The organism is Candidatus Villigracilis affinis (genome assembly GCF_016705895.1).
Lineage (GTDB): Bacteria > Chloroflexota > Anaerolineae > Anaerolineales > Villigracilaceae > Villigracilis > Villigracilis affinis.
This window is the reverse complement of sequence record NZ_JADJKT010000004.1, coordinates 93979-115142: the sequence shown is the minus strand read 5'-3', so window position 1 is coordinate 115142 and position 21164 is coordinate 93979. Positions and strand designations below refer to the sequence as shown.

Sequence of the window (21164 nt, the reverse complement as noted above, 5' to 3'; positions counted from 1 at the left end):
AAGAAGCGAAAAAGAGACGGGCAAGAACGGGCAATTTTGAAATTGGTGGGAACGAAAAAGGGCGGACCCGTGAAAGGGTCCGCCCAAAAGAATTGTTCTTGCAGGAAAAACTTAATGAAGGACGCTCAAAGCGCGATAGAGCATCTTGGCGAATTCGCCGCGGGTCGCAGCCTGATCGGGGGAGAAGGTGGTGTCACTGGTACCTTCGGCAATACCCCAGCCATAGGCCTTCTGCACCGGGATGGCGTAGTATGCGCCAACGCTAACGTCGGTCCATGCGGCCTGGCGATACCCGTAAATGGGGCCTGGGTAAAGCGCTAAGATCGCGTTGGGCTGGCCTGTAACAATGAACCCGCCAAAAGCGGCCGGATCGGCTACATAGGCCGGGAAGATGTTATTGAGGATGGTGGCGACCTGACCACGGGTGAGCAGGTTGTTGGGGTCGAAGAGACCGCCGCCCACGCCGTTCATGAGACCGTCATCGCAAGCCTGCCAGACCCAGCCAGCGAACCAGTCGGAGGCGGAGACGTCGGTGAAGTCACAGCCAGCGGGAGCGGAGGTGGGAAGCATGGTGTCATCGTAGCCGTTGGAGATTTCGATGAGGGTGGAGGCTTCAGCGCGGGTGAGGGTGTTGTCGGGGCCGAAGGTGCCATCGGCGAAGCCGCTGATCAGGCCGAGGTCGGCGAGGTAGCGGATGTACGTCTCATCAGCGTGACCGGCCACATCGGTGAAATCGGCACAGTCTTCCAACTCGGCGGGGTCCACAGCAACAGCATTGCGGAAATATTCGGCTGCAGCGCCTGATTTCCGGCCATATCTTCAGGCCAGACGGTGGCGGTCCAGACACCGGAGGCGGTGGCAGGGAAGTTGAAGGTCCAGGAGAGCAGGGAGGTATCGGGTCCAAGCGGAGCGGGAGGTGCGAAGGTACCGGTCACCTGGGGATTCCAAGTGCCAAAGCCGGAATAAGCGATTCCGGGTAACAATGGGCCGCCGTCAAGGCCAAGCGCCCAGTATTCGAAGGTATTACATGCGGCAATATCGAGTTCGGGAGCGACGCCGGTATCAGAAGGCGGGTTGCCCTGGTAGTACTGAGGATCAAGTGTGTCTACATAGTTGACACCCATGACGGAGTCGATGGCGGGGACGTCGGCGGTGGCGCAGGTCTGGTCATCCACGCTGAGGGTGAATTCAACCTGGTCACCATTGCTCAACGCAGCAAGGTTGGCGGTGGTGGTGAAGTCGTAGGTGAAGGTGCCGCTCGCATCGCTGGTGCCAATGATGGTGGCGATGAGCTGGCAGTCATTCCAGTCGTAGGCAACGGGAACTGCTGCATATTCACGACCCCAAACCAGGATGTTCTTGGTGCCAGCGGCCATGCCGGTCGCGGCCCAATCGAGGTCTACATCAGTGCCACTCGAAAAATCGGGGATGGCGGTGATGGAGGCGTCGCCGGTTACGGCAACGGCGGAGGCTATGCTGAATTGAGCCAGCATGAAGACAGCCAACAACAAAACGGTAAAGATTTTCTTCATTTGTTTCTCCTTTAATAAAAAATGATTGACATGTTTTCGGAGTATTATCATCCGAATATTTGTATTCTAAATATGTACAGAGATTCAGTCAATGCTTGTAATAGGAAATAGGTCATTTAAACACCCCCCTACTCTGGTTTATAGACACAGTGATCATATTAACGAAAAAGGGCGGACCCGTGAATGGGCCCGCCCGAAAAACAACTTGTACGTGTATTCGTTAAGGAATGCTCAAAGCGCGATAGAGCATCTTGGCGAATTCACCGCGGGTGACGGGCATATCGGGTGAGAAGGTGGTCTCGGAGGTGCCATCGGCAATGCCCAAACCATAGGCTTCGATGACCGGGGTGGCGTAGTACGCGCCAACGGCAACATCGGTCCATGCGGCTTCACGAACGGGGAATGGAGAGCCAAAACCCCAGTAGAAGTTCATAATATTTCCTGTATTCAGGAAGCCACCACTGGGCGCTGTATTGGCGACATTGTTCATGATGGTGACGATCTGTCCACGGGTGAGCAGGTTATTGGGGTCGAAGAGACCGCCGCCGACACCGTTCATGAAGCCGTCATCACAGGCCTGCCAGACCCAGCCAGCGAACCAGTCGGAGGCGGCCACATCGGTGAAGTCACAGCCAGCAGGAGCGGAGGTGGGGAGCAAGGTCTCATCGTAGCCATTGGAGATCTCGAAGAGGGTGGCGGCTTCGGCGCGGGTGAGGGTGTTGTCGGGGCCGAAAGAGCCATCGGCGAAGCCACTGATCAGGCCGAGGTCGGCGAGATAGCGGACGTAGACTTCGTTCTCATGACCGGCAGTATCGGTGAAATCGGCACAATCAGCCAATTCCGCGGGAATGACATTTACAGCTGCGCGGAATGTTGCGTTGATTGGGTTTCCAGCCATATCGTAGGCTGTAGCGCTCGCGGACCAGGTGCCTGAGGCGGTGGCAGGGAAGGTGAACTTCCAGGAGAGTAGGTTGCTGGTGGGGCCCTCAGGAGCGGGCGGGGCAAAGGTGCCGGTCACATGTGTAACCCACTTATCAAAGCCGGAATACACGGTGCCAGCGGGCAGGAAGTAATCATCAGCCACAAGAGACCAGTATTCAAAGGTGTTGCAAGAAGCCGTATCCAGTGCTGAAGGAACGCCGGATGTGGAAGGGGGATTCGCTTTGATTCCATTCACGGGGTTTATGTCAACGTAGGAGGTACCCATGACGGAGTCGGCGGCTGGGGTGGTGGGTGCGCCGGCGCAATCATCGGTATCCACGGTGATGGTGAACTCGACCTGATCGCCGTTGGCAAGGGCCAGCGCGGTAGTGGTGAAGTCATAGGTGAAAGTGCCGGAGGCGTCGCTGGTGCCGTTGATGGTGGCGACGAGCTGGCATTCGCTCATGGCATAGGCGGCAGCGGGATACTCGCGCGACCACATGAGGATGTTCTTGGTGCCAGCGGCCATGCCAGTGGCGGCCCAATCCACGTCCACACCTGCGGCGCGGCTGAAATCGGGGATGGCGGTGATGGCGGCGTCGCCAGCCACAGTGGCAGCGGAAGCCATGCTGAACTGAGCCAGCATGAAGACAGCCAACAACAAAACGGTGAAGATCTTCTTCATTTATACTACTCCTTAATTATGATGAGGGATTAGGGGATTTGAATAAACCCTTTGTTATTAAAACGTACGAGAAGCGAAAAAGAGACGGGTAAAGTGCACCAATTTCGGAAATTGGGGATGGCTTTAGAACGTAAAGGGCGGACCTGTGAAAGGGTCCGCCCAAAGGAAAGTAATTTTTGGAAATGGAATTAGTCAATACGGCTGATGGCGCGGTAGAGCATCTTGGCGAACTCGCCGCGGGTGGCAGGTTGATCGGGGGAGAAGGTTGTTTCACTGGTACCTTCTGCAATGCCCCAACCGTAGGCCTTCACAACCGGCTCGGCATAGTATGCGCCGATGGAAACATCGGTCCATGCAGATTGGCGATAGGTGAACGGCAGGCTGTACAGGAAGGTGACCGGATTGAAAGTGTTGATGTATCCACCGAACAGAAGAGGGTTCGCGAAGAAGGTCTCAGAGACATTATTGAAGATGGTAACGATCTGTCCACGGGTGAGCAGGTTATTGGGGTCGAAGAGTCCGCCGCCAACACCGTTCATGATTCCGTCCGAGCAGGCTTGCCAGACCCAGCCGGCGAACCAGTCGGAAGCAGTGACGTCGGTGAATTCACAACCAGCCGGAGCGGAGGCGGGGAGCATGGTCTCATCATACCCATTGGAAGTTTCGAGGAGGGTGGCGGCTTCTGCGCGGGTGAGGGTGGTATCGGGGCCGAAGCTTCCATCGGCGAAGCCGCTGATCAGGCCAAGGGTCGCCAGGTAGCGGACGTAGGTCTCATCCGCATGGCCGCTGATATCGGTGAAGTTGGCGCATTCTTCCAATTCTTCCGGAGCAATGGCTACGGCGTCGCGGAAGTAATCCTTCTTGTCGATATTGCCGCTTTTATCTTCCGGTTCCACGCCAAAGGTCCACACACCGGTGGCTGTGGAGGGGAAGGTGTATTCCCAGGAAAGCAGAGCATCGCCGGGGCCGATGGGTGCAGGCGGGGCGAAGGTGCCGGTGATAAAGGTGTTCCAGGCGTGGAAGCCGGAATAAACCGGGGTAAACCCGGCACCATCTGTGGCAACTGCCCAGAATTCGAAGGTGTTACAGGCGTAGGTATAAGAATCCGGCATAAGGAGTGATTGGGAGGGTGGATATCCCTGAACGTAGACAGGAGCAAAAGCATCAATATAGGTGGTGCCCATGACGGAATCGATGGCGGGGATGGCGGCTGCAGCGCACAGCGAATCGTCTACAGTGACGGTGAACTCGACAGAATCACCATCGATCAGAGCCAGTGTTGAAAGTGTATAGTCATAAGTGAATGTGCCGGAGGCGTCGCTGGTGCCGTTGATGGTGGCGACGAGTTGGCAATCTCCGACCATGTAGGCGTTGGCGGGATCAGCATATTCTCTTGCCCAAAGGAGGATGTTCTTGGTGCCTGCGGCCATGCCGCTGGCGGCCCACTCCACATCCACACTGGCGGTGGTGGAAAAATCGGGCAAGCCAGTGATGGAGGCATCACCGGTTACCGCAACAGCAGATGCCATGCCGAATTGAGCCAGCATGAAAACCGATAGCAATAAAATAGTAAATATTTTTTTATTCATTTTCTCTCCTTGATAAAGTATGTCATCCGGAATTATTGTGTTCAGACGATGACAGCCTGAATGTTCGTATTGTATGGATTTCTGATGGTTGCGTCAATCTATTTTCAAATGGAAAATAAAAAGGGCAGACTCATTATGAGTCTGCCCGAAAGTTATTTTTGTTTGGGATTACACGTAGCGGCTGAGGGCGCGGTAGAGCATCTTGGCAAACTCGCCGCGGGTGACCGGCTGGTCAGGTGAGAAGGTGGTGTCGCTGGTGCCATCGGCTACACCGGAACCATAAGCGCGCACAACAGGCTCCGCGTAGAATGCGCCAATGGAGACGTCGGTCCATGCGGCAGTGCGGAAAGGTGTGGGGAAGAACCATAAGGTGTTGATGACGTTCGCCGTATTCAAATAGCCGCCACTGGGGCCTGCAAGGCCGACATTGTTCATGATGGTGACGATCTGACCGCGGGTGAGCAGGTTGTTCGGATCGAAGAGACCGCCGCCCACACCGTTCATATAACCATCATCACAAGCCTGCCAAACCCAGCCAGCAAACCAGTCGGAGGCGGCGACATCGGTGAATTCGCAACCTGCGGGTGCGGAGGTGGGCAGAGATGCAACGTCGTAGCCATTGGAGATTTCGAAGAGGGTGGCGGCTTCAGCGCGGGTGAGAGTGGTATCAGGGCCGAAGGTTCCATCGGCGAAGCCGCTGATCAAGTCGAGGTCAGCCAAGTAACGGATGTATGTTTCATCCGCATGGCCGCTGGTATCTGTAAAGGTGGCACAGTCTTCCAGCTCTGTGGGGTCAATTACCAAAGAGACACGATATCCCCAGGACGGGCTCATATTTCCTGCGGAATCTTCAGGCTGGACGCTAAACGTCCATGGGCCGCTGGCTGTGGCTGGGAAGGTGTTCACCCAAGAGAGCAGGCTTTCTCCTGCAGTGATCGGCGCGGGGGGGGCGAAGGTGCCGGTTACCTGTGGGTTCCAATCACCGAAACCGGAATAGCCTACGGTAGAAGGGAAACCATAGTGGTCTGAAGCAACTCCCCACATTTCGAAGGTGTTGCAAGCAACGGGTTGGGAGATGAATATTGCTCCTGAAAGGGATGGTGGATTCAAGATCGCGAGAGTTGGGAAAGCGGTGTCGACGGTTGTTGATCCCATGACAGAGTCTGCGGCGGGCAGGGTGGGTGCGCCGGCACAGTTATCGCTATCCACGGTGATGGTGAATTCAGCCACATCGCCGTTGCCCAACGCCAGAGCCGTGGCGGCAAAATCATAAAAATAAGTACCGTTGGCGTCACTGGTGCCATTGATGGTGGCAACAAGTTGACACTCGGTCATCGAGTAGGCGGCGGCAGGGAATTCACGTGCCCACATGAGCACGTTCTTGGTGCCTGCGGCCATGCCGCTGACCGCCCAATCCACGTCAATCCCAGTTGCCTGCGCAAAGGTGGGAATGGCGGTGATGGAAGCATCCCCAGCGACAGTGGCGGCGGATGCCATGCTGAATTGTGCCAACATGAAAACTGCCAACAATAAAAAGGTGAAGATTTTCTTATTCATAGCTTTTTCTCCTTGTATAAAATGATCGATAATTATTCAGGAATCTTTCTGAATGGTCTTATTGTATGGATTCATGAGAGTAGGTCAATCTTTATAATAGGAAATTGGTCATTAACGTTCCCTTACTTTAGTTCCATCGGGAAAAAAGAGTCGAAATATTTTAGTCAATGCTGAGTATGCGATAGAGCGTCTTGGCGAACTCAGCGCGCGTTGCGGGCTGTTCGGGGGAGAAGGTGGTGTCAGTGGTGCCATCGGCTGACCAAAAAACAACTGATGATGAAAGTTTAAAGAAGAAGGAGCGTACCCATTATGAGTACGCTCCAAAGTTATTGATTTGTATTTGATACAGGCTGCTTATCGGCTGAGGGCGCGATAGAGCATCTTGGCGAATTCACCGCGAGTGGCGGCCTGATCGGGGGAGAAGGTAGTTGCGCTGGTGCCATCGGCAATACCTAAACCATAGGTTCTTATAACCGGTGTTGCATAATAGGCACCAACGGATACATCCGTCCAGGCGGCTTCTCGAACAACTGGAGAGCCGAGAATGGCGATGGTATTCGTAGTGTTCAAATAGCCGCCGGTTGCGCCGGTTTCATACACGTTGTTGAGGATGGTCACGATCTGACCACGGGTGAGCAGGTTATTGGGGTCGAAGAGACCGCCGCCAACACCGTTCATGTAACCGTCGGCACAAGCCTGCCAGACCCAGCCAGCGAACCAGTCGGAGGCAGAGACATCGGTGAAGTCACAGCCAGCAGGCGCTGCAGTGGGGAGAGTGGTCTCATCGTAGCCATTGGAAATTTCGATGAGGGTGGAGGCTTCAGCGCGGGTGAGGGTATTGTCGGGGCCGAAGGTGCCATCAGCGAAGCCGCTGATCAGGCCAAGGGTGGCAAGGTAACGCACATAAACTTCATCTTCATGGCCGCTTACATCGCTGAAGGTTTCACAGTCAACCAACTCGGCAGGGTCGATTGCCAAAGTGTTGCGGAAATAGAGCTGGACCCCCCATTGGTTGCCAGCCATATCATCCGGCTGAATGGAGTATGACCAGTTGCCGCTGGCAGTGGCGGGAAGTGTGCTAACCCAGGAGAGTTCCGAAGTATCCGGTCCGATGGGGGCTGGTGCTGCGAAGGTGCCGGTTACCTGTGGGTGCCATTCGCTAAAACCAGAATATGGGGTTCCAGGCAGGAAGCCATACTTGTCTGAAGCAAGCGCCCAGTATTCAAAGGTGTTGCAAGCGACGGGCTGCTGGTCAGGGGCAAGACCTGATAAAGAAGGCGGGCCCTGGCGGAGTACTGTAGGCGACTGGCTGTCAATATAGGTTGTGCCCATGACGGAGTCGGCGGCGGGGAGGTCGGCTGTGGCACAGGTATTGCCGTCCACGGTGATCGCGAATTCCACCTGGTCGCCGTTGGCTAACGCAAGTGTTGAGGTAGTGAAATCATAACCGAAGGTGCCATTGGCATCGCTCGTGCCGTTGATGACGGCGATGGGCTGGCAATCGGCTGCAACATATGCGGCGGCAGGATATTCGCGCGCCCAGAGGAGGACGTTCTTGGTTCCGGCGGCCATGCCACTGACGGCCCATTCGACATCAACATTGTTCCAGTCTGTGAAGGACTGGAGGCTGGTGATGGAGGCATCGCCAGCGACGGCGGCGGCGGAAGCCATGCTGAATTGAGCCAGCACGAACACAGCCAAAAGCAAAACGGTACTTACTTTCTTCATTATTACTACTCCTTAGTGAAATTTGAATGAGGGTAATTATATAAACCCTATATCATTATAACGTTTGAGATGTCAAAAAGAGACTGGCGAAGACGGACAATTTTGAAATTGGTGGGGACGAAAATGGGCGGACCCGTCACGGGCCCGCCCAAAAGGAATTGAATTTTGCGGGAAATAATTATCCGACGCGGCTTAAGGCACGATAAAGCATCTTGGCGAATTCGCCGCGGGTGACAGGTTGATCGGGTGAGAAGGTAGTATCAGATGTTGCGTCTGCAACACCCCAACCGTAGGCCTGAATCACGGGTTCGGCATAGTATGCGCCGACAGCGACATCAGTAAATGAGGCGGTGAGGATCGGCTTTATGATGAAGTGATTCCAAAGGTTGTTCACTATGCTGTTTGTATTCAGGTAGCCGCCGGAGGGAGTTGTGTTGGCGACATTGTTCATGATGGTGACGACCTGTCCACGGGTGAGGAGGTTATTGGGGTCGAAGAGACCGCCGCCCACGCCGTTCATGAAACCGTCAGCGCAGGCCTGCCAGACCCAACCAGCGAACCAATCGGAAGCGGCAACGTCGGTGAATTCACAGCCTGCCGGGGCGGATGCAGGCAGAGAGGTTGTGTCGTAACCGTTGGAAATTTCAAAGAGGGTGGCGGCTTCGGCGCGGGTAAGGGTGGCATCGGGGCCGAAGGTTCCATCGGCGAAGCCGTTGATCAGGCCAAGGGTCGCGAGGTAGCGGATGTACACTTCATCCGCATGACCGCTGACATCACTGAATGTGGCACAGTCTTCCAATTCCTGCGGTTCGATGGGGAGTGTGAGGCGGTAGATCTTTGGTATCAGGCCGCTGTTGTTGGCGCCGTCTTTCGGATGAATGTAAAACGTCCATTGGCCACTGGCAGTAGAAGGGAAGGTATATACCCATGAAAGCGTATCCTGGGCCTTGCCAATTGGCGGAGTCGGGGCAAATGTGCCGTTGATAGTCTCTCCCCATGAAACGAGGCCAGAATAGGTTTCATCCGCGCCAAGCCCATAGCGGTCAGAGGCAACAGCCCAGTATTCGAAAGTGTTACAGGCTACCGTATGATCCATAACGTTGGCCGCTGAAAGGGATGGCGGGTTGCCTCCCCAAACAGCCGGTGTCTGATTATCAATAGTAACAGTACCCATGACAGAGTTACCTGCAGGGAGGACTGGAGCGCCTGCGCAGGTGTCGGTGTCTACGGTGAGGGTGAATTCAAAGACATCACCATCGCTCATTGAGAAAACGATGTTGGTTCCAATGAAATCATAGGCGAATGCGCCACTTGCATCGGTGAGACCCGTAAGCATCTCAACCTGCTTGCAATCTGCGACATCATAGGTTGCGGATGGATATTCTCTTCCCCACATAAGCAGATATTTTGTCCCTGCAGCGGGCATGCCACTTACAGCCCATTCCACATCGAGATTTTGTTTGAGCGGCAGAAAAGCAGGGATACTGGTAATGGATGCATCTCCACTAACAGCGGCGGCAGACGCCATGCTGAATTGCGCGAGCATGAAGACCACCAGTAATAAAACGATAAATACCTTTTTGTTCATTTCTTTCTCCTTGTATAAAATAAAAAATGGATGATTCAGTCTTTCAAAAAATGATTGTCTGAACTTTATCCATTTTATGGAGGGATGCAGGATGAGTCAATTAATGCGAGTGGGATAAAGGTAATGGGAAAGGTCAATTTCAGATGGTACAAGTGTCCTATATGGGAACACCATGGAAGATGAATAAAAAGAATGAGCGGACCCGTGAAAGGATCCGCTCAAACGAAACGACTTGCAGGGAAAGGTTAGCCGATGCGGCTCAAAGCGCGGTAGAGCATGGAGGCGAATTCGCCGCGGGTGACGGGTTGGTCCGGCGAGAAGGTGGTTGCACTCGTGCCTTCGGCCACACCCCAGCCATAGGCTTGCACCACAGGAGTAGCGTAGTAAGCGCCGATGGAAACGTCCGTCCAGGCGGCAGTGCGAAGCGGGTACGGAGCGGGAGAGCCCCAAGCGACAGCAACAACGCTTCCGGTGCCAATGAAACCGCCGTAGAAAAGCGGGGAGGCATCGGCCACATTGTTGAGGATGGTGACGATCTGGCCGCGGGTGAGAAGGTTGTTCGGGTCGAACAACCCGCCGCCGATACCGTTCATGTAGCCGTCCGCGCAAGCCTGCCAGACCCAGCCGGCAAACCAATCGGTGGCTGCAACATCGGTGAAGGTGCAGGCCGCAGTTGGAGCGGCAGGCAGGGTGGTCTCATCGTAGCCGTTGGAGATCTCAATGAGGGTGGCGGCTTCGGCGCGAGTGAGGGTGTTGTCGGGGCCGAAGGTGCCATCGGCAAAGCCGCTGACCAAGCCGAGGGTGGCGAGGTAGCGCACGTACAGTTCATATTCGTGGCCGCCCACATCCGGGAAGTCGGTGCAGTCATCCGTTTCGCCGGCCTGAATGCCATAGGCATTGCGGAAGTAGTAGGGGCCTCCTCCACTCTGATTGCCAGCCATATCTTCGGGATAGACGGAGAAGGTCCATGCGCCGGAAGCGGTGGCGGGCAGGGCGAAGGGCCAGGAGAACAGGTCTTCAGCCGGGCCGATGGGAGCGGGCACCGCGAAGCTGCCGGTCACCGAGGGCTTCCAATCGCCTATGCCGGAGTAGCCGATGGTGGAGGGCAATAACCAACGATCTGTGCCGAGCGCCCACATCTCGAAGGTGTTGCAGGCTACGGGAGTGGCATCGAAGGCGGTCACTGCTTTCGTCGGGGGATTGAACTTCCAGAAGACGGGTCCGAAGGTGTCCACGGTCGTGTCGCCCATGGGGTCGTCGCCGGCCACAGGAATGTACTCGGTGCCGCCGCCGCAGACGTCGTCATCCACAGTGACGATGAACTCGACCACATCGCCGTTCACGGTGGCGGGCAGGGTGTAGGTGAAGGTTCCGCTGGCATCGCTGGTGCCGATGATCGTGGCGATCAAAGTGCAGTTGGAATAGGCTACAGGAACAGCGTTCTGGATGCGGCTCCAGATGAGAACGTTCTTGGTGCCGGCGGCCATACCGGTGACGGCCCAGTCAACGTCCACGCTCACGGCGTTGGCGAAGGTGGGAATATTGGTGATAGAGGCATCGCCAGCCACCGCAACAGCGGAGGCCGCGCTGAATTGGGCTAGGGCGAACATAGCCACCAGCAAAAGGGTAAAAAGTTTCTTGCTCATTTAAATAAGTCTCCTATTTTGATTTGAAAAAAACAGATACGTACGGTCCCAACATTACATGACGATTACCCGCCCCAATGCACCTCCATGTTACATGAATTTGATTTCACACCCGTGAAATGTAGTGTTCTTTTTAAACGATACTGTATTTATTAAATTAACGTATGAGATTGAAAAAAGAGACGGGGGAAAATTAACAAACTTGAAATGAGATGTTTTTTATCGTGTTTAAAATAATGAAGGCATAAATTTGAATCTGGAGATGTCCTTCAAATTTATGCGTACTCGCATAAAAAGGATGAGCGGACCCGTGAATAGGTCCGCTCAAATGCATCTTATTGAAAAGCAATTGAACTATAAAGCTTGGCGGAGATATCGGTCAGTTGAAAAAACGAATGTTTTTCCCGTAACCCAGCTCAGCCAAAATTTTCCCGTCTTCAAATGCCGTTTTACCGCGCAGCACCACCTTGCGGACACGACCCCTCACCTTCCAACCTTCAAAAGGAGTCCAATTACAGCGGGTAAACTGCTCGGACGCCTTGATTTCATATTGGGCGTTCTCATCTACCTCTACCCAGGTTTCGGGCTGTTCGGGCAGTTTGAAGATGCGTTTTGTGTTGGTATGCATCTTTGCAATGACATCGTCCATCGTCAGGCGTCCATCCTGTACAGCGGTGAGTATTAAAGGAAGGAAGGTCTCAAGTCCGGGAAAACCAGGCGGCGGATTGTCCGAATCCTTTTCAGAAATGGTATGCGGGGCATGGTCGGTGGCGAAACAGTCAATCACATCCATGTTTTTCCACAGGGCATCCACATCTTCCTTCGTAGCGAGGCGCGGACGCACTTCGCCGCGGCCGGGATGCCCATGCGAAATGGCGGGAATATCATCCTTCGAGAGGAACAGGTGATGCGGGCAGACTTCGCAGGTCACTTTGATTCCGCGTTCCTTGGCGGCCCTAATGAGCAGAACTTCCTCTTTTAATGAAATATGCGCAATGTGCACAGGGCGGTCATGGATCGCAGCGAACAAAATGGCGGCGGCCATGCTGCGGCTTTCCGAGTGCGCAACGATGGGCAAATCCTTCGGCCAATTCGCAAAATGCGGACTCCAGAGAGTCATATCATCGAGACGCAATTCGCCGAATGTCGAATCGAGATACATTTTCAAACCCGCCGCACGATCAGACTCCGCCTTGTGGCTGGTCCAGTCCGAGTTATCAGGCCCAGCGCCGACGTATTGACCGTAATCACAGCGCGCCTTTTGCTTTGCGGCATTCAACGCAAGGTCGAGCGTATCCGCATCGAAGATGGGCGGCTTGGTATTTGGCATGGCAAGCACGATGGTCACGCCGCCTGCCAGTGCGGCGGATGTGCCCGAGTCGAAATCTTCCTTGTGAGTTGCGCCGGGTTCGCGCAGGTGAACATGCGGGTCAATCAGGCCGGGGAGTTGGATCATGTGTCAGGGTTCCAGTATCAGATATCAGGTTAAGAAAGAAGCGAGCTAAAAGGGGATTGGGAGCGGAGTCCGTTCCCAATCCCCTGCTTTTTAGTCACCGCGAACGGGTGGGGTTTTGAAGATCAGGAAGATCGAGTTGATTAAGATGCCGAGGATGGCGGCGAAAACGATGGCAGGAATGCCATTTGGGAATAGGAAAGGTATGTTGAACGGGAACACACCGTTGGGCAGGGCCAAATTGCCGCCGATGCCGCAGATCAAGATAATGGCACCAACTGCCAATTGTTTCGGATCGAACAGGTTGACTTTTTCCGATTGGATAAGTGCCACGCCCTGCATGCCGATGACTCCGAACAGGTAGATGCTTAACCCGCCGACCACAGCCGCGGGCATGGTGTTGACCAGCGCCACCAGTTTGCCGAAGAAGCCAAATACCATGGCCATGGCACCTGCAGTCATTAATACGGCGGTGGAGTAATTGCGTGTGATCGCCATAAGGGAATTGTTTTCGCCGTAATTCGTACCGGCGCATCCGCCAAGCATGCCGACAATAATATCGTCTGAACCATCTGCGACAAGGTTAAGGCCGATGAGTTCCTTGATGTTATAGGGCTTGCGTTTCATCTCTGCTGCGAGTTCATCGATATATAAACTCATCTGATAAAGATGCGCCGTGGATTCGGGCACTGTTGCAATGAAGATGAGCGCAATGCTAAGCGCCATGCCCCAGGCTTCGGGGTTGTCGAAGGCTGGCAAGGTGAATTTTGGTAATTCAAACCAACTGGCGCTGGCTACATTCTCGAAGTGAACCAATCCAAAGGGAATGGAAACGAGATAGCCGAAGACCGCACCGAATAAAATTGGAAGCATGCCGATCAAGCCCTTGCCTTGCAGATACACAGAGAAAAGAACGGTTGCGATCATTGTAATGAAAGCGACTGTCCAGGTGGTGGCTGCCAATTCAGGGGCGGCCCAATTGCCGGCATTTCCCAAGGCGGCATTGGCGAGGGCAATACCGATCACCATCGCCATCGAGCCAGTGACAATGGGAGGAAGTACGCGGTCGAGTGCGGCTTTTCCAATCCGCATGATGAGCAGTCCGATGAGAATTTCGAATACGGCTGTCAGAATGATACCCACCTGAACGATCTTCACTCCTTCCGGACAATATGTAGCTGTGGAGTTATAACAATCGGGTGCGAATTTATTCATGACCGTGATGATGACCGCGATGTATGAGAATGATGAGCCGTAGTACATCGGGATCTTGCGCTTTGAAACCAGCAGGGCAATGATGGTTCCAAGACCCGAGGCAAGCAATGTGATCCCCACATCGAACTTGGTCAGAATGGCGACCAATACAGTGGCGGGAAACATCGTAAGGAATTGCTGAAAGCCAAGACTGAGCATTGCACCGACGGGCGGGGTGTCATCGGGCAGGAAGCCGATGATGGCGGGTTTTGTTTCTGCGGACATATTCTCTCCTTTGGGCTGTGTGGATATAAAAAAAGAGAGCCGCTAAAAGCGACTCTCTACTTCACAAAAAGTATAAACACGGCCATTCCGAAAAAGTGTTGGTGTGGTTTTTTGCTTCGGGTGGGTGTGTACATGTTGAGCGGTATTTTACGCAGAATTGTGGTGATGTCAAGGATGAGATTCTCTTTCGTCCGGTACCTTGCGCCTTCCATGTCTCTATGCTAAAATCTCGCGCGGACGGAAAACCCAATAGAGACGACATCGAAAAGTGGGTTACCCCCACTTTTCTGCTTGTATGGAACAGGAGTTAACGGAGTAGGTAGCATGGCTAAAAACGAATTTGCATTGGCTTTCAATGAAGTGCTGGAAGAAAAACAACTTGCCAAGGATGTGGTTGTTTCCGCAATCGAATCGGCAATGGTTTCCGCGTATCGCCGCGCTGTGAGTGCATCCACCGCGCAGCATGTGGAAGCCAAACTCGACGCTGATACCGGTGAAGTGACTGTATACGCCGAGAAGGAAGTGGTCGAAGATTCGATCGTGGACGCACGTACCGAGGTATTGTTGGGTGAGGCTCAAAAAGTAAAACCAGACGTCCAGGTTGGCGACATGGTTTTGGTTGAAACCACCCCGGCAGATTTCGGCCGTGTTGCCGCGCAAACTGCGCGTCAGGTGATCCAGCAGCGTATCCGTGAAGCGGAACGTTCCAATCAAATGCAGTACTTCGAACGCCAGGTTGGCGAAATCGTTTCAGGTCTCGTTCAGGCCAGCAATGCGCAGAGCGCAACGGTCGGTCTCGATATGAAGGCTGAAGGTATCCTGCCGAATAACCAGAAGATCCCCGGTGAGAGACTCAAATTGCATGATCGCATTCGCGCAGTTGTCATGGAAGTTAAAGATGGCACACGCGGACCGCAGATCATCCTCTCCCGCGCACATCGTAACTTCCTGCGTCGCTTACTTGAGAATGAAGTTCCCGAAATCTATCACGGCATTGTTGAGATCCGCGCGATTGCGCGTGAACCAGGTGCGCGTGCGAAGGTGGCTGTTTCAGCCACACAACCCGGCATTGACCCGGTCGGCGCTTGTGTGGGTATCAAGGGTGTGCGTATCCAAGCCATCGTCAAGGAATTGCACGACGAAAAGATCGACATCATCCAATGGGATCAAGACCCCATTACTTATATTTCGAAAGCCATCAGCCCGGCGCGTGTGAACGGCGTTTATCTTGTGGATACCGAGGGCGCCCGCACAGCCACTGTGGTCGTTGGTGAAGATCAGTTGAGCCTTGCGATCGGCCGCGATGGTCAGAATGCCCGTCTCGCCGCAAAATTGACCGGTTGGCGCATCGACATCAAGTCACTGACCGAAGCTGCCGGAGATACGCTCGATAAATTACAGAACAACGCGGAACTTGCCGCCATGCTCCCCGCCGCTGTGGAAGCCATTCCGCAAATGCAGGAAGTCCTGGCCAAGAAGGCCGAAGGCCGCGCGATCACACCGGAAGAATACACCGCACTGGGTCAATTCATCGACCGTGTGGAACGTCGTACGATCCAGATCAAAGAAGAAGCCGCACGCGTGGAAGAGGAACGCACTGTCGCTGCACGCGCGGATATCCCAGCTTCTGCATTCCAAATGCCACTCGAGCAGGCTGGCATGAAGGAACATATCTTTAACATCCTCACTGAAGCCGGGTTTGAAACCGTCGGTCAATTGATGTTCGTGCTCAAGACCGAACCCAACAAAGTCCTTGGATTGCCGGGCATTGGTTCAAAGGCCATGCAGAACGTTGAAGAATCACTTGCCGTACTTACATTCCCCGAACCTGAACCCGAGCCTGTGAAGGTTGAAGAAGTTCCTGTCGCCGTCGTGGAACCTGTTGCTGTTGAAACTGCTCCTGTTGAGCCGGTTGCAGCGGAGGAATTACCGGCTACGAAGAAGCAGGCCGAAGGGAAGAAAGACGCGAAGAAGGTTGTCGAAGAAGATGAAGAGCACGCGAAAGATGGCGTCTCGCTGGATGAATTATTCAAGATGAAGCCTGAAATCTTCCAAGGTACACGCCCCGCAGAGGAAGACGCCAGCGGCGACAAGAAGAAGGGCAAGAAGGGCAAGAAGAAGGCTGTTGAATTGGAATTCGATGAAGGCCTGGGCACTGTCGTCGGCCGCAAGATTCACAAGCGCGGCGGCGAAGTCGAAGGTGACTGGGAATAAATGGTTCCTCCCTCTTTTTTATGAGGGAGGTAGGTATATTGAAGGTGACCAAAAAACCTGCCCAACGTGTAAAACATGTGCCCCAGCGGACCTGCGTGGGATGCCGCGAAACCCTGCCCAAACGGCAAATGGTGCGGATCGTGCGCACGGATAATGGGGTGAGGGTTGACCCAACCGGCAAAGCAGCTGGAAGAGGTGCTTATTTGCATGACCAGCGTGATTGCTGGGTGCGTGGTTTGAGGGGAGCTTTGGCGCATGCGCTCAAAGCGGAGTTGACCGCGGATGACCGCGCTCGACTGGAAGAATTTATTAATACTTTGCCTCTTGATGGGGCAGAGGCCAGCAATTAACGCCATGTGAACGATTAGCCACTCGCTCACAGGCCTCCCGCTGGTGCATTGAAGATTTCGCGGATTCTGCAAGATGAGGTCCGCATACTAGTAGATGGAGGTGGCCTATGAGCAGCAACGGAAATAAACTTGAATTACCTGCCAGCATTGTCATTCGTGACCTGGCTCTAAAGATCGAAAAAAGCCCAATTGACCTCATTAAAAAATTAATGACAAATGGTGTAATGGCGACCATTAATCAGACCGTGGATTTTGACACGGCTGCGATCGTGGTCGGCGAATATGGATTTGAAGCCATCCTTGAAACAGTGGAAGAGGAAGCTGGCAAGGTGGAAGTGGGGGAAGTGCCTCTTTGGCGTCAGATGATCGCTGGGGAGAATAATGCATTTCTGAAAACACGCCCGCCTGTGATCACCATTTTGGGGCACGTCGATCACGGTAAGACCAGTCTGTTGGATGCCATTCGTTCCACAGAAGTTGCTGCTGGTGAAGCTGGTGGAATTACACAGCACATTGGCGCATATCAGGTTGAGAAGAAGGGACGTTTGATCACCTTCCTCGATACCCCGGGCCATGCCGCGTTCACACAAATGCGTGCCCGTGGTGCCCAGGGCGCTGATATCGTGGTGCTCGTTGTCGCTGCTGATGATGGCGTCATGCCGCAGACTCGCGAAGCCATTGCCCATGCAAAAGCTGCGCGCGTACCTTTGATGGTTGCGCTGAACAAAGTGGATAAGGCGAATGCCAATCCGGATCGTGTAAAGCAGCAACTAGCCGAACTCGAACTCGTCCCCGATGAATGGGGTGGCAGCACCATGGTCATCCCTGTTTCTGCGAAACAAAAGCAGGGTATCGATGACCTGCTCGAAGGCATTCTGCTTGTGGCAGACAGCAACGATATCAAAGCCAATCCAAATGGAAAAGTGATCGGCACCGTGATCGAAGCCGAATTGGATAAATCCAAAGGTGTCCTTGCGACCTTGCTCGTTCAAAACGGGACCCTTGAAGCTGGTGACATCGTCGTGGCAGGAACCGCCTACGGAAAACTGCGCGCCATCACCGACTACAAAGGTAAACCGATCAAGAAGGCCGGTCCATCCACGCCGGTGGCTGTAATGGGGTTAAGCGGCATGCCCTCCGCTGGAGATATTTTCGAAGTGGTCGATTCTGAAAAAGAAGCGCGCAATATCGTTTCAGAGCGCACCGAAGCTGCAAAGACTCTCTCGCAGACCAAGAAGAAAGTTTCACTTGAAGACCTGTTCGCCAATGTTCAAGCTGGCGAAGCCAAGGGACTCAATCTCATCATCAAAGCCGATGTTCAAGGTTCGCTTGACCCGATCATGGGTGAGTTGAACAAGCTCGGGGAAGGCGAGATCGGGCTTCACATCCTGCATGCTGAAACCGGCAACATCAGCAACAATGACGTAATGTTGGCGGCGGCATCGAAGGCGATTGTCATCGGCTTCAATGTCCAGGCCGATGTGGATGGACGCCGTCTTGCTGAAAAAGAAGGCGTCGACATCCGCTTGTATGAGATCATCTATCGCATGACCGAGGATATCGAGAAGGCGCTCAAAGGCATGCTTGCGCCGAAACTTGTCGAGAAAGTCGTTGGCCGCGCACAGGTGCTGGCTGCTTTCTCTGCTTCCAAGTTTGGCAAGGTTGCAGGCTGCAAGGTGACCGATGGCGAACTCAGACGCGGCGCGCGTGTGCGTCTCTTCCGCGGTGCAGATATGATCTACGAAGGTGATCTCTCCTCCCTGCGCCATGAAAAGGAAGATGTGAAAGAGATTCGTCAGGGATACGAATGCGGTGTCGGTTTCAAGAGCTTTAATGACATCGAAGCCGGTGACCAGCTTGTTTGTTATATCGTTGAAAATTCTTAAATAATAGTATTGTCATTGTGTGGGTGGCTTTCCTGCTCACAGCAATGACGAATGTGAGGCAAACTCATGCCATCAGGAATTCGTTTACAACGCATTGCGGATCGTGTCCGTCAGGAATTATCGGAACTGTTGATCCGCGAAATCAATGATCCGCGTTTACACCAGATTTTCGTAACTGATGTTACGATTGACAGGGAACTCGCCTACGCGGATGTCTATGTCTCAGCCATTGAAGGCGCCGGGCGCTCCGCCGAGATCCTCGCCGGACTTGAATCTGCTTCCGGCTTCCTCAGGCGGACTCTCTCCTCCCGGGTGGAGGTACGCGCATTTCCAAGATTGCGATTCCATTGGGATCCCACTCCGGAGAATGCAGACCACATCGAAAAAGTTCTGGCTGGGTTAAGAGAAAAGAAATAATGTAAAAGGGGTGCGTTTCAAAATGCGCCCCTTATTTTTTTATATATGGAGGATAAACATAAGTGGACAGTCAACTCTCAGGGGAGATAAAAAATAGACTAAGTGCGGCGAAAGAGATTGTCATCGTATCGCACGTTCGACCGGATGGGGATGCAATTGGTTCGCTGCTTGGACTGGGTCTGGCTCTGCGCGATGCAGGTAAATCCGTGCAAATGGTCCTGGTGGATGGAGTCCCTGCCTCATTCAAATATCTGGAGGGAAGTCAGTTCATTGTGAAGGAGCCGCAGGGAAATCATGACACCTTCATCACTGTAGACTGCGCCGATTTCAAACGTACAGGAAAGATTTTTGAGAATTTTGGCCAGCCCGATATCAATATAGATCACCACAAGACCAACGAAAAATTTGGAAAGCTTAATCTGATCGAAGCGGATGAAGTTGCCACTGCTGCGATCCTCACTACGCACCTGCCTGCCTGGGGCTTGAAGATCACCAAGCCGGTTGCGGCCGCATTGCTGACAGGTATCATTACCGATACGCTTGGCTTTCGCACCTCCAACACCACACCGGATGCCCTTCGCCAGGCAGCCACTTTAATGGAATCAGGTGTGGATATGCCCGAGATATACATGCGCGCATTGGTAAACAAGTCATTTCCTGCCGCACGTTATTGGGGCGCCGGACTTTCCAGCCTTCAGAGCAGGAATGGAGTCGTTTGGGGCACGCTTACTTTGGAAGACCGCAAGTCCGCGGGATATGGCGGTAATGACGATGCTGACTTGATCAATATGATCTCAGCGATCGATGGGAACAAGGTGGGAATGGTATTTGTGGAACAAAGCGATAATCACGTGAAAATTTCATGGCGCGCATTGGAATCCGGGTTGGATGTTTCGCAGATCGCGAAGCACTTCAAAGGCGGTGGTCATGCCGCGGCCGCAGGAGCAGATATCGAAGGCAGCTTGCAGAATATCCAGCAGGAAGTCCTTGCGAAGACATTTGAGATGTTGAATCTGTAAACTACGACTAAAATTACATGACCTTAGTACGTGTTGTAAAATAAGACGATTATGTCATAATTAGCTATCGAAAACTCGAAGGAGGAATGTAAGATGAATAGTCAGGATATTAAGAATGCCATTTCAGGCGCCCTCGTTGTGGATAAGCCTGTCGGTATGACTTCACATGATGTGGTTCAGGCCATCCGCAATGGGACGGGGTTGCGACGCGCCGGTCACACCGGCACATTAGACCCGCGCGCTTCCGGTGTGCTCGTCATCCTTGTCGGCCCGGCGGTGCGTTTGAGCGAATATGTATCTGCTTCAGATAAAAGATATCAGGCCATCATCCGCCTGGGCGGCTCAACCGACACCTTCGATGCTGAAGGAAAAGTTACTCCCACAAAAGACCCGGTCAATGTCACAGAATCACAGTTCGAAGAAGCATTGAAAACATTTATCGGTGAGATCGAACAAACTCCTCCTCCCTACTCCGCCGTAAAAGTGCAGGGACGCAAAGCCTATGAAATGGCGCGTCAGGGCGAGGAAGTGGATCTTGCGCCGCGCAAGATCACAGTCCATCATCTCGAAGTGCTCGAGTGGACTCCGCCCGAAGTGGTGATTGATGTGCATTGTTCATCCGGCACCTATGTTCGTTCCCTTGCGAACGATCTCGGCGTCATGCTCGGATGCGGCGCATATCTTGTCGGCTTGCGCCGCACCAAGAGCGGACGTTTCTCACTGCGCGACTCCGTGCCTTTGCGAAAATTGCAGGAAGCTTTCACCGCAGGTAATTGGTATCAATACCTGATTCCCGCCGCTGAAGCGCTTGGCGATTGGCCCGCCGTGGAACTCAACCCCGATGAAGTCGAAGGTGTTCGCCACGGGCATCGCGTCAAGGTTGTGGGTGAACCCACAGAAACCAAAGTGCGCGGCGTCAGCACACAAGGTGAACTGGTTGCGCTCATGGAACTTGCCACAGCTGAAGATGGCACCCATGAATGGCAGCCCAAAAAAGTATTCTTCACTTCAGACTAAACATTTCGTCATTGCGAGGGCGGTGTACGAAGAACGTTTCTCGCAATGACGATGGAAAGCCGCCATATCGGCGGCTTTTTTAA

16 protein-coding genes are annotated in these 21164 nt (G+C 53.6%); 6 read left to right on the top strand and 10 right to left on the bottom strand.

Going from position 1 to position 21164, the window contains the following annotated elements:
* Positions 1 to 111 precede the first annotated feature (111 nt).
* The 10 genes from IPI86_RS01895 to IPI86_RS01850 form a co-directional block, all read right to left on the bottom strand.
* Positions 112 to 750 (bottom strand): S-layer homology domain-containing protein, encoded by a 639-nt coding sequence (locus IPI86_RS01895; RefSeq protein ID WP_345296284.1) that lies wholly within the window; start codon positions 748 to 750, stop codon positions 112 to 114.
* On the bottom strand, positions 669 to 1532 hold the full coding sequence (locus IPI86_RS01890) for a hypothetical protein (RefSeq protein WP_345296283.1): 864 nt from the start codon (positions 1530 to 1532) through the stop codon (positions 669 to 671). The genes IPI86_RS01895 and IPI86_RS01890 overlap by 82 nt, the downstream gene beginning before the upstream one ends.
* Before the next feature lie 220 nt (positions 1533 to 1752).
* Positions 1753 to 3138, bottom strand: coding sequence for an S-layer homology domain-containing protein (locus IPI86_RS01885; RefSeq protein WP_345296282.1), 1386 nt, complete (start codon positions 3136 to 3138; stop codon positions 1753 to 1755).
* A gap of 188 nt (positions 3139 to 3326) precedes the next feature.
* On the bottom strand, positions 3327 to 4727 hold the full coding sequence (locus tag IPI86_RS01880; RefSeq protein ID WP_345296281.1) for an S-layer homology domain-containing protein: 1401 nt from the start codon (positions 4725 to 4727) through the stop codon (positions 3327 to 3329).
* 168 nt (positions 4728 to 4895) lie between these two features.
* Positions 4896 to 6284: an S-layer homology domain-containing protein gene (locus tag IPI86_RS01875; protein WP_345296280.1), complete on the bottom strand. Its 1389-nt coding sequence runs from the start codon at positions 6282 to 6284 to the stop codon at positions 4896 to 4898.
* 354 nt (positions 6285 to 6638) lie between these two features.
* On the bottom strand, positions 6639 to 8012 hold the full coding sequence (locus IPI86_RS01870) for an S-layer homology domain-containing protein (protein WP_345296279.1): 1374 nt from the start codon (positions 8010 to 8012) through the stop codon (positions 6639 to 6641).
* 178 nt (positions 8013 to 8190) lie between these two features.
* The gene (locus IPI86_RS01865; protein ID WP_345296278.1) at positions 8191 to 9600 is read right to left on the bottom strand and encodes an S-layer homology domain-containing protein; all 1410 of its coding nucleotides are present in this window, start codon (positions 9598 to 9600) and stop codon (positions 8191 to 8193) included.
* Between the two features lie 245 nt (positions 9601 to 9845).
* Entirely contained in the window at positions 9846 to 11210 is a 1365-nt protein-coding gene (locus IPI86_RS01860) for an S-layer homology domain-containing protein (protein WP_345296277.1), read from the bottom strand.
* A gap of 415 nt (positions 11211 to 11625) precedes the next feature.
* Positions 11626 to 12702, bottom strand: a complete 1077-nt coding sequence (locus tag IPI86_RS01855; protein WP_345296276.1) for an amidohydrolase family protein — start codon at positions 12700 to 12702, stop codon at positions 11626 to 11628.
* 90 nt (positions 12703 to 12792) lie between these two features.
* A complete protein-coding gene (locus IPI86_RS01850) occupies positions 12793 to 14178 on the bottom strand; it encodes a solute carrier family 23 protein (RefSeq protein WP_345296275.1) in 1386 nt (461 codons plus the stop codon).
* A gap of 324 nt (positions 14179 to 14502) precedes the next feature.
* Here IPI86_RS01850 and nusA point away from each other — a divergent pair, with 324 nt between their 5' ends.
* The 6 genes from nusA (at position 14503) to truB (ending at position 21081) form a co-directional block, all read left to right on the top strand.
* Entirely contained in the window at positions 14503 to 16392 is a 1890-nt protein-coding gene (gene nusA, locus IPI86_RS01845; protein WP_345296274.1) for a transcription termination factor NusA, read from the top strand.
* 44 nt (positions 16393 to 16436) lie between these two features.
* Positions 16437 to 16742, top strand: a complete 306-nt coding sequence (locus IPI86_RS01840; RefSeq protein WP_345296273.1) for a YlxR family protein — start codon at positions 16437 to 16439, stop codon at positions 16740 to 16742.
* A 107-nt stretch (positions 16743 to 16849) separates the two neighbouring features.
* The gene (infB, locus tag IPI86_RS01835) at positions 16850 to 18628 is read left to right on the top strand and encodes a translation initiation factor IF-2 (protein WP_345296272.1); all 1779 of its coding nucleotides are present in this window, start codon (positions 16850 to 16852) and stop codon (positions 18626 to 18628) included.
* A 66-nt stretch (positions 18629 to 18694) separates the two neighbouring features.
* Positions 18695 to 19045 (top strand): 30S ribosome-binding factor RbfA, encoded by a 351-nt coding sequence (gene rbfA, locus IPI86_RS01830; protein WP_345296271.1) that lies wholly within the window; start codon positions 18695 to 18697, stop codon positions 19043 to 19045.
* A gap of 62 nt (positions 19046 to 19107) precedes the next feature.
* The gene (locus IPI86_RS01825; protein ID WP_345296270.1) at positions 19108 to 20064 is read left to right on the top strand and encodes a DHH family phosphoesterase; all 957 of its coding nucleotides are present in this window, start codon (positions 19108 to 19110) and stop codon (positions 20062 to 20064) included.
* A 93-nt stretch (positions 20065 to 20157) separates the two neighbouring features.
* Positions 20158 to 21081, top strand: a complete 924-nt coding sequence (truB, locus tag IPI86_RS01820; protein WP_345296269.1) for a tRNA pseudouridine(55) synthase TruB — start codon at positions 20158 to 20160, stop codon at positions 21079 to 21081.
* The last annotated feature ends 83 nt before the right edge of the window (positions 21082 to 21164 follow it).

Excerpts from the sequence above, each read along its gene's own strand:
- IPI86_RS01890 (WP_345296283.1), bottom strand. The coding sequence starts at position 1,532 with ATGAAGAAAATCTTTACCGTTTTGTTGTTGGCTGTCTTCATGCTGGCT.
- IPI86_RS01885 (WP_345296282.1), bottom strand. The coding sequence starts at position 3,138 with ATGAAGAAGATCTTCACCGTTTTGTTGTTGGCTGTCTTCATGCTGGCT.
- IPI86_RS01880 (WP_345296281.1), bottom strand. The coding sequence starts at position 4,727 with ATGAATAAAAAAATATTTACTATTTTATTGCTATCGGTTTTCATGCTG.
- IPI86_RS01875 (WP_345296280.1), bottom strand. The coding sequence starts at position 6,284 with ATGAATAAGAAAATCTTCACCTTTTTATTGTTGGCAGTTTTCATGTTG.
- IPI86_RS01870 (WP_345296279.1), bottom strand. The coding sequence starts at position 8,012 with ATGAAGAAAGTAAGTACCGTTTTGCTTTTGGCTGTGTTCGTGCTGGCT.
- IPI86_RS01865 (WP_345296278.1), bottom strand. The coding sequence starts at position 9,600 with ATGAACAAAAAGGTATTTATCGTTTTATTACTGGTGGTCTTCATGCTC.
- IPI86_RS01860 (WP_345296277.1), bottom strand. The coding sequence starts at position 11,210 with ATGTTCGCCCTAGCCCAATTCAGCGCGGCCTCCGCTGTTGCGGTGGCT.
- IPI86_RS01855 (WP_345296276.1), bottom strand. The coding sequence starts at position 12,702 with ATGATCCAACTCCCCGGCCTGATTGACCCGCATGTTCACCTGCGCGAA.
- IPI86_RS01850 (WP_345296275.1), bottom strand. The coding sequence starts at position 14,178 with ATGTCCGCAGAAACAAAACCCGCCATCATCGGCTTCCTGCCCGATGAC.
- nusA (WP_345296274.1), top strand. The coding sequence starts at position 14,503 with ATGGCTAAAAACGAATTTGCATTGGCTTTCAATGAAGTGCTGGAAGAA.
- infB (WP_345296272.1), top strand. The coding sequence starts at position 16,850 with ATGAGCAGCAACGGAAATAAACTTGAATTACCTGCCAGCATTGTCATT.
- rbfA (WP_345296271.1), top strand. The coding sequence starts at position 18,695 with ATGCCATCAGGAATTCGTTTACAACGCATTGCGGATCGTGTCCGTCAG.
- truB (WP_345296269.1), top strand. The coding sequence starts at position 20,158 with ATGAATAGTCAGGATATTAAGAATGCCATTTCAGGCGCCCTCGTTGTG.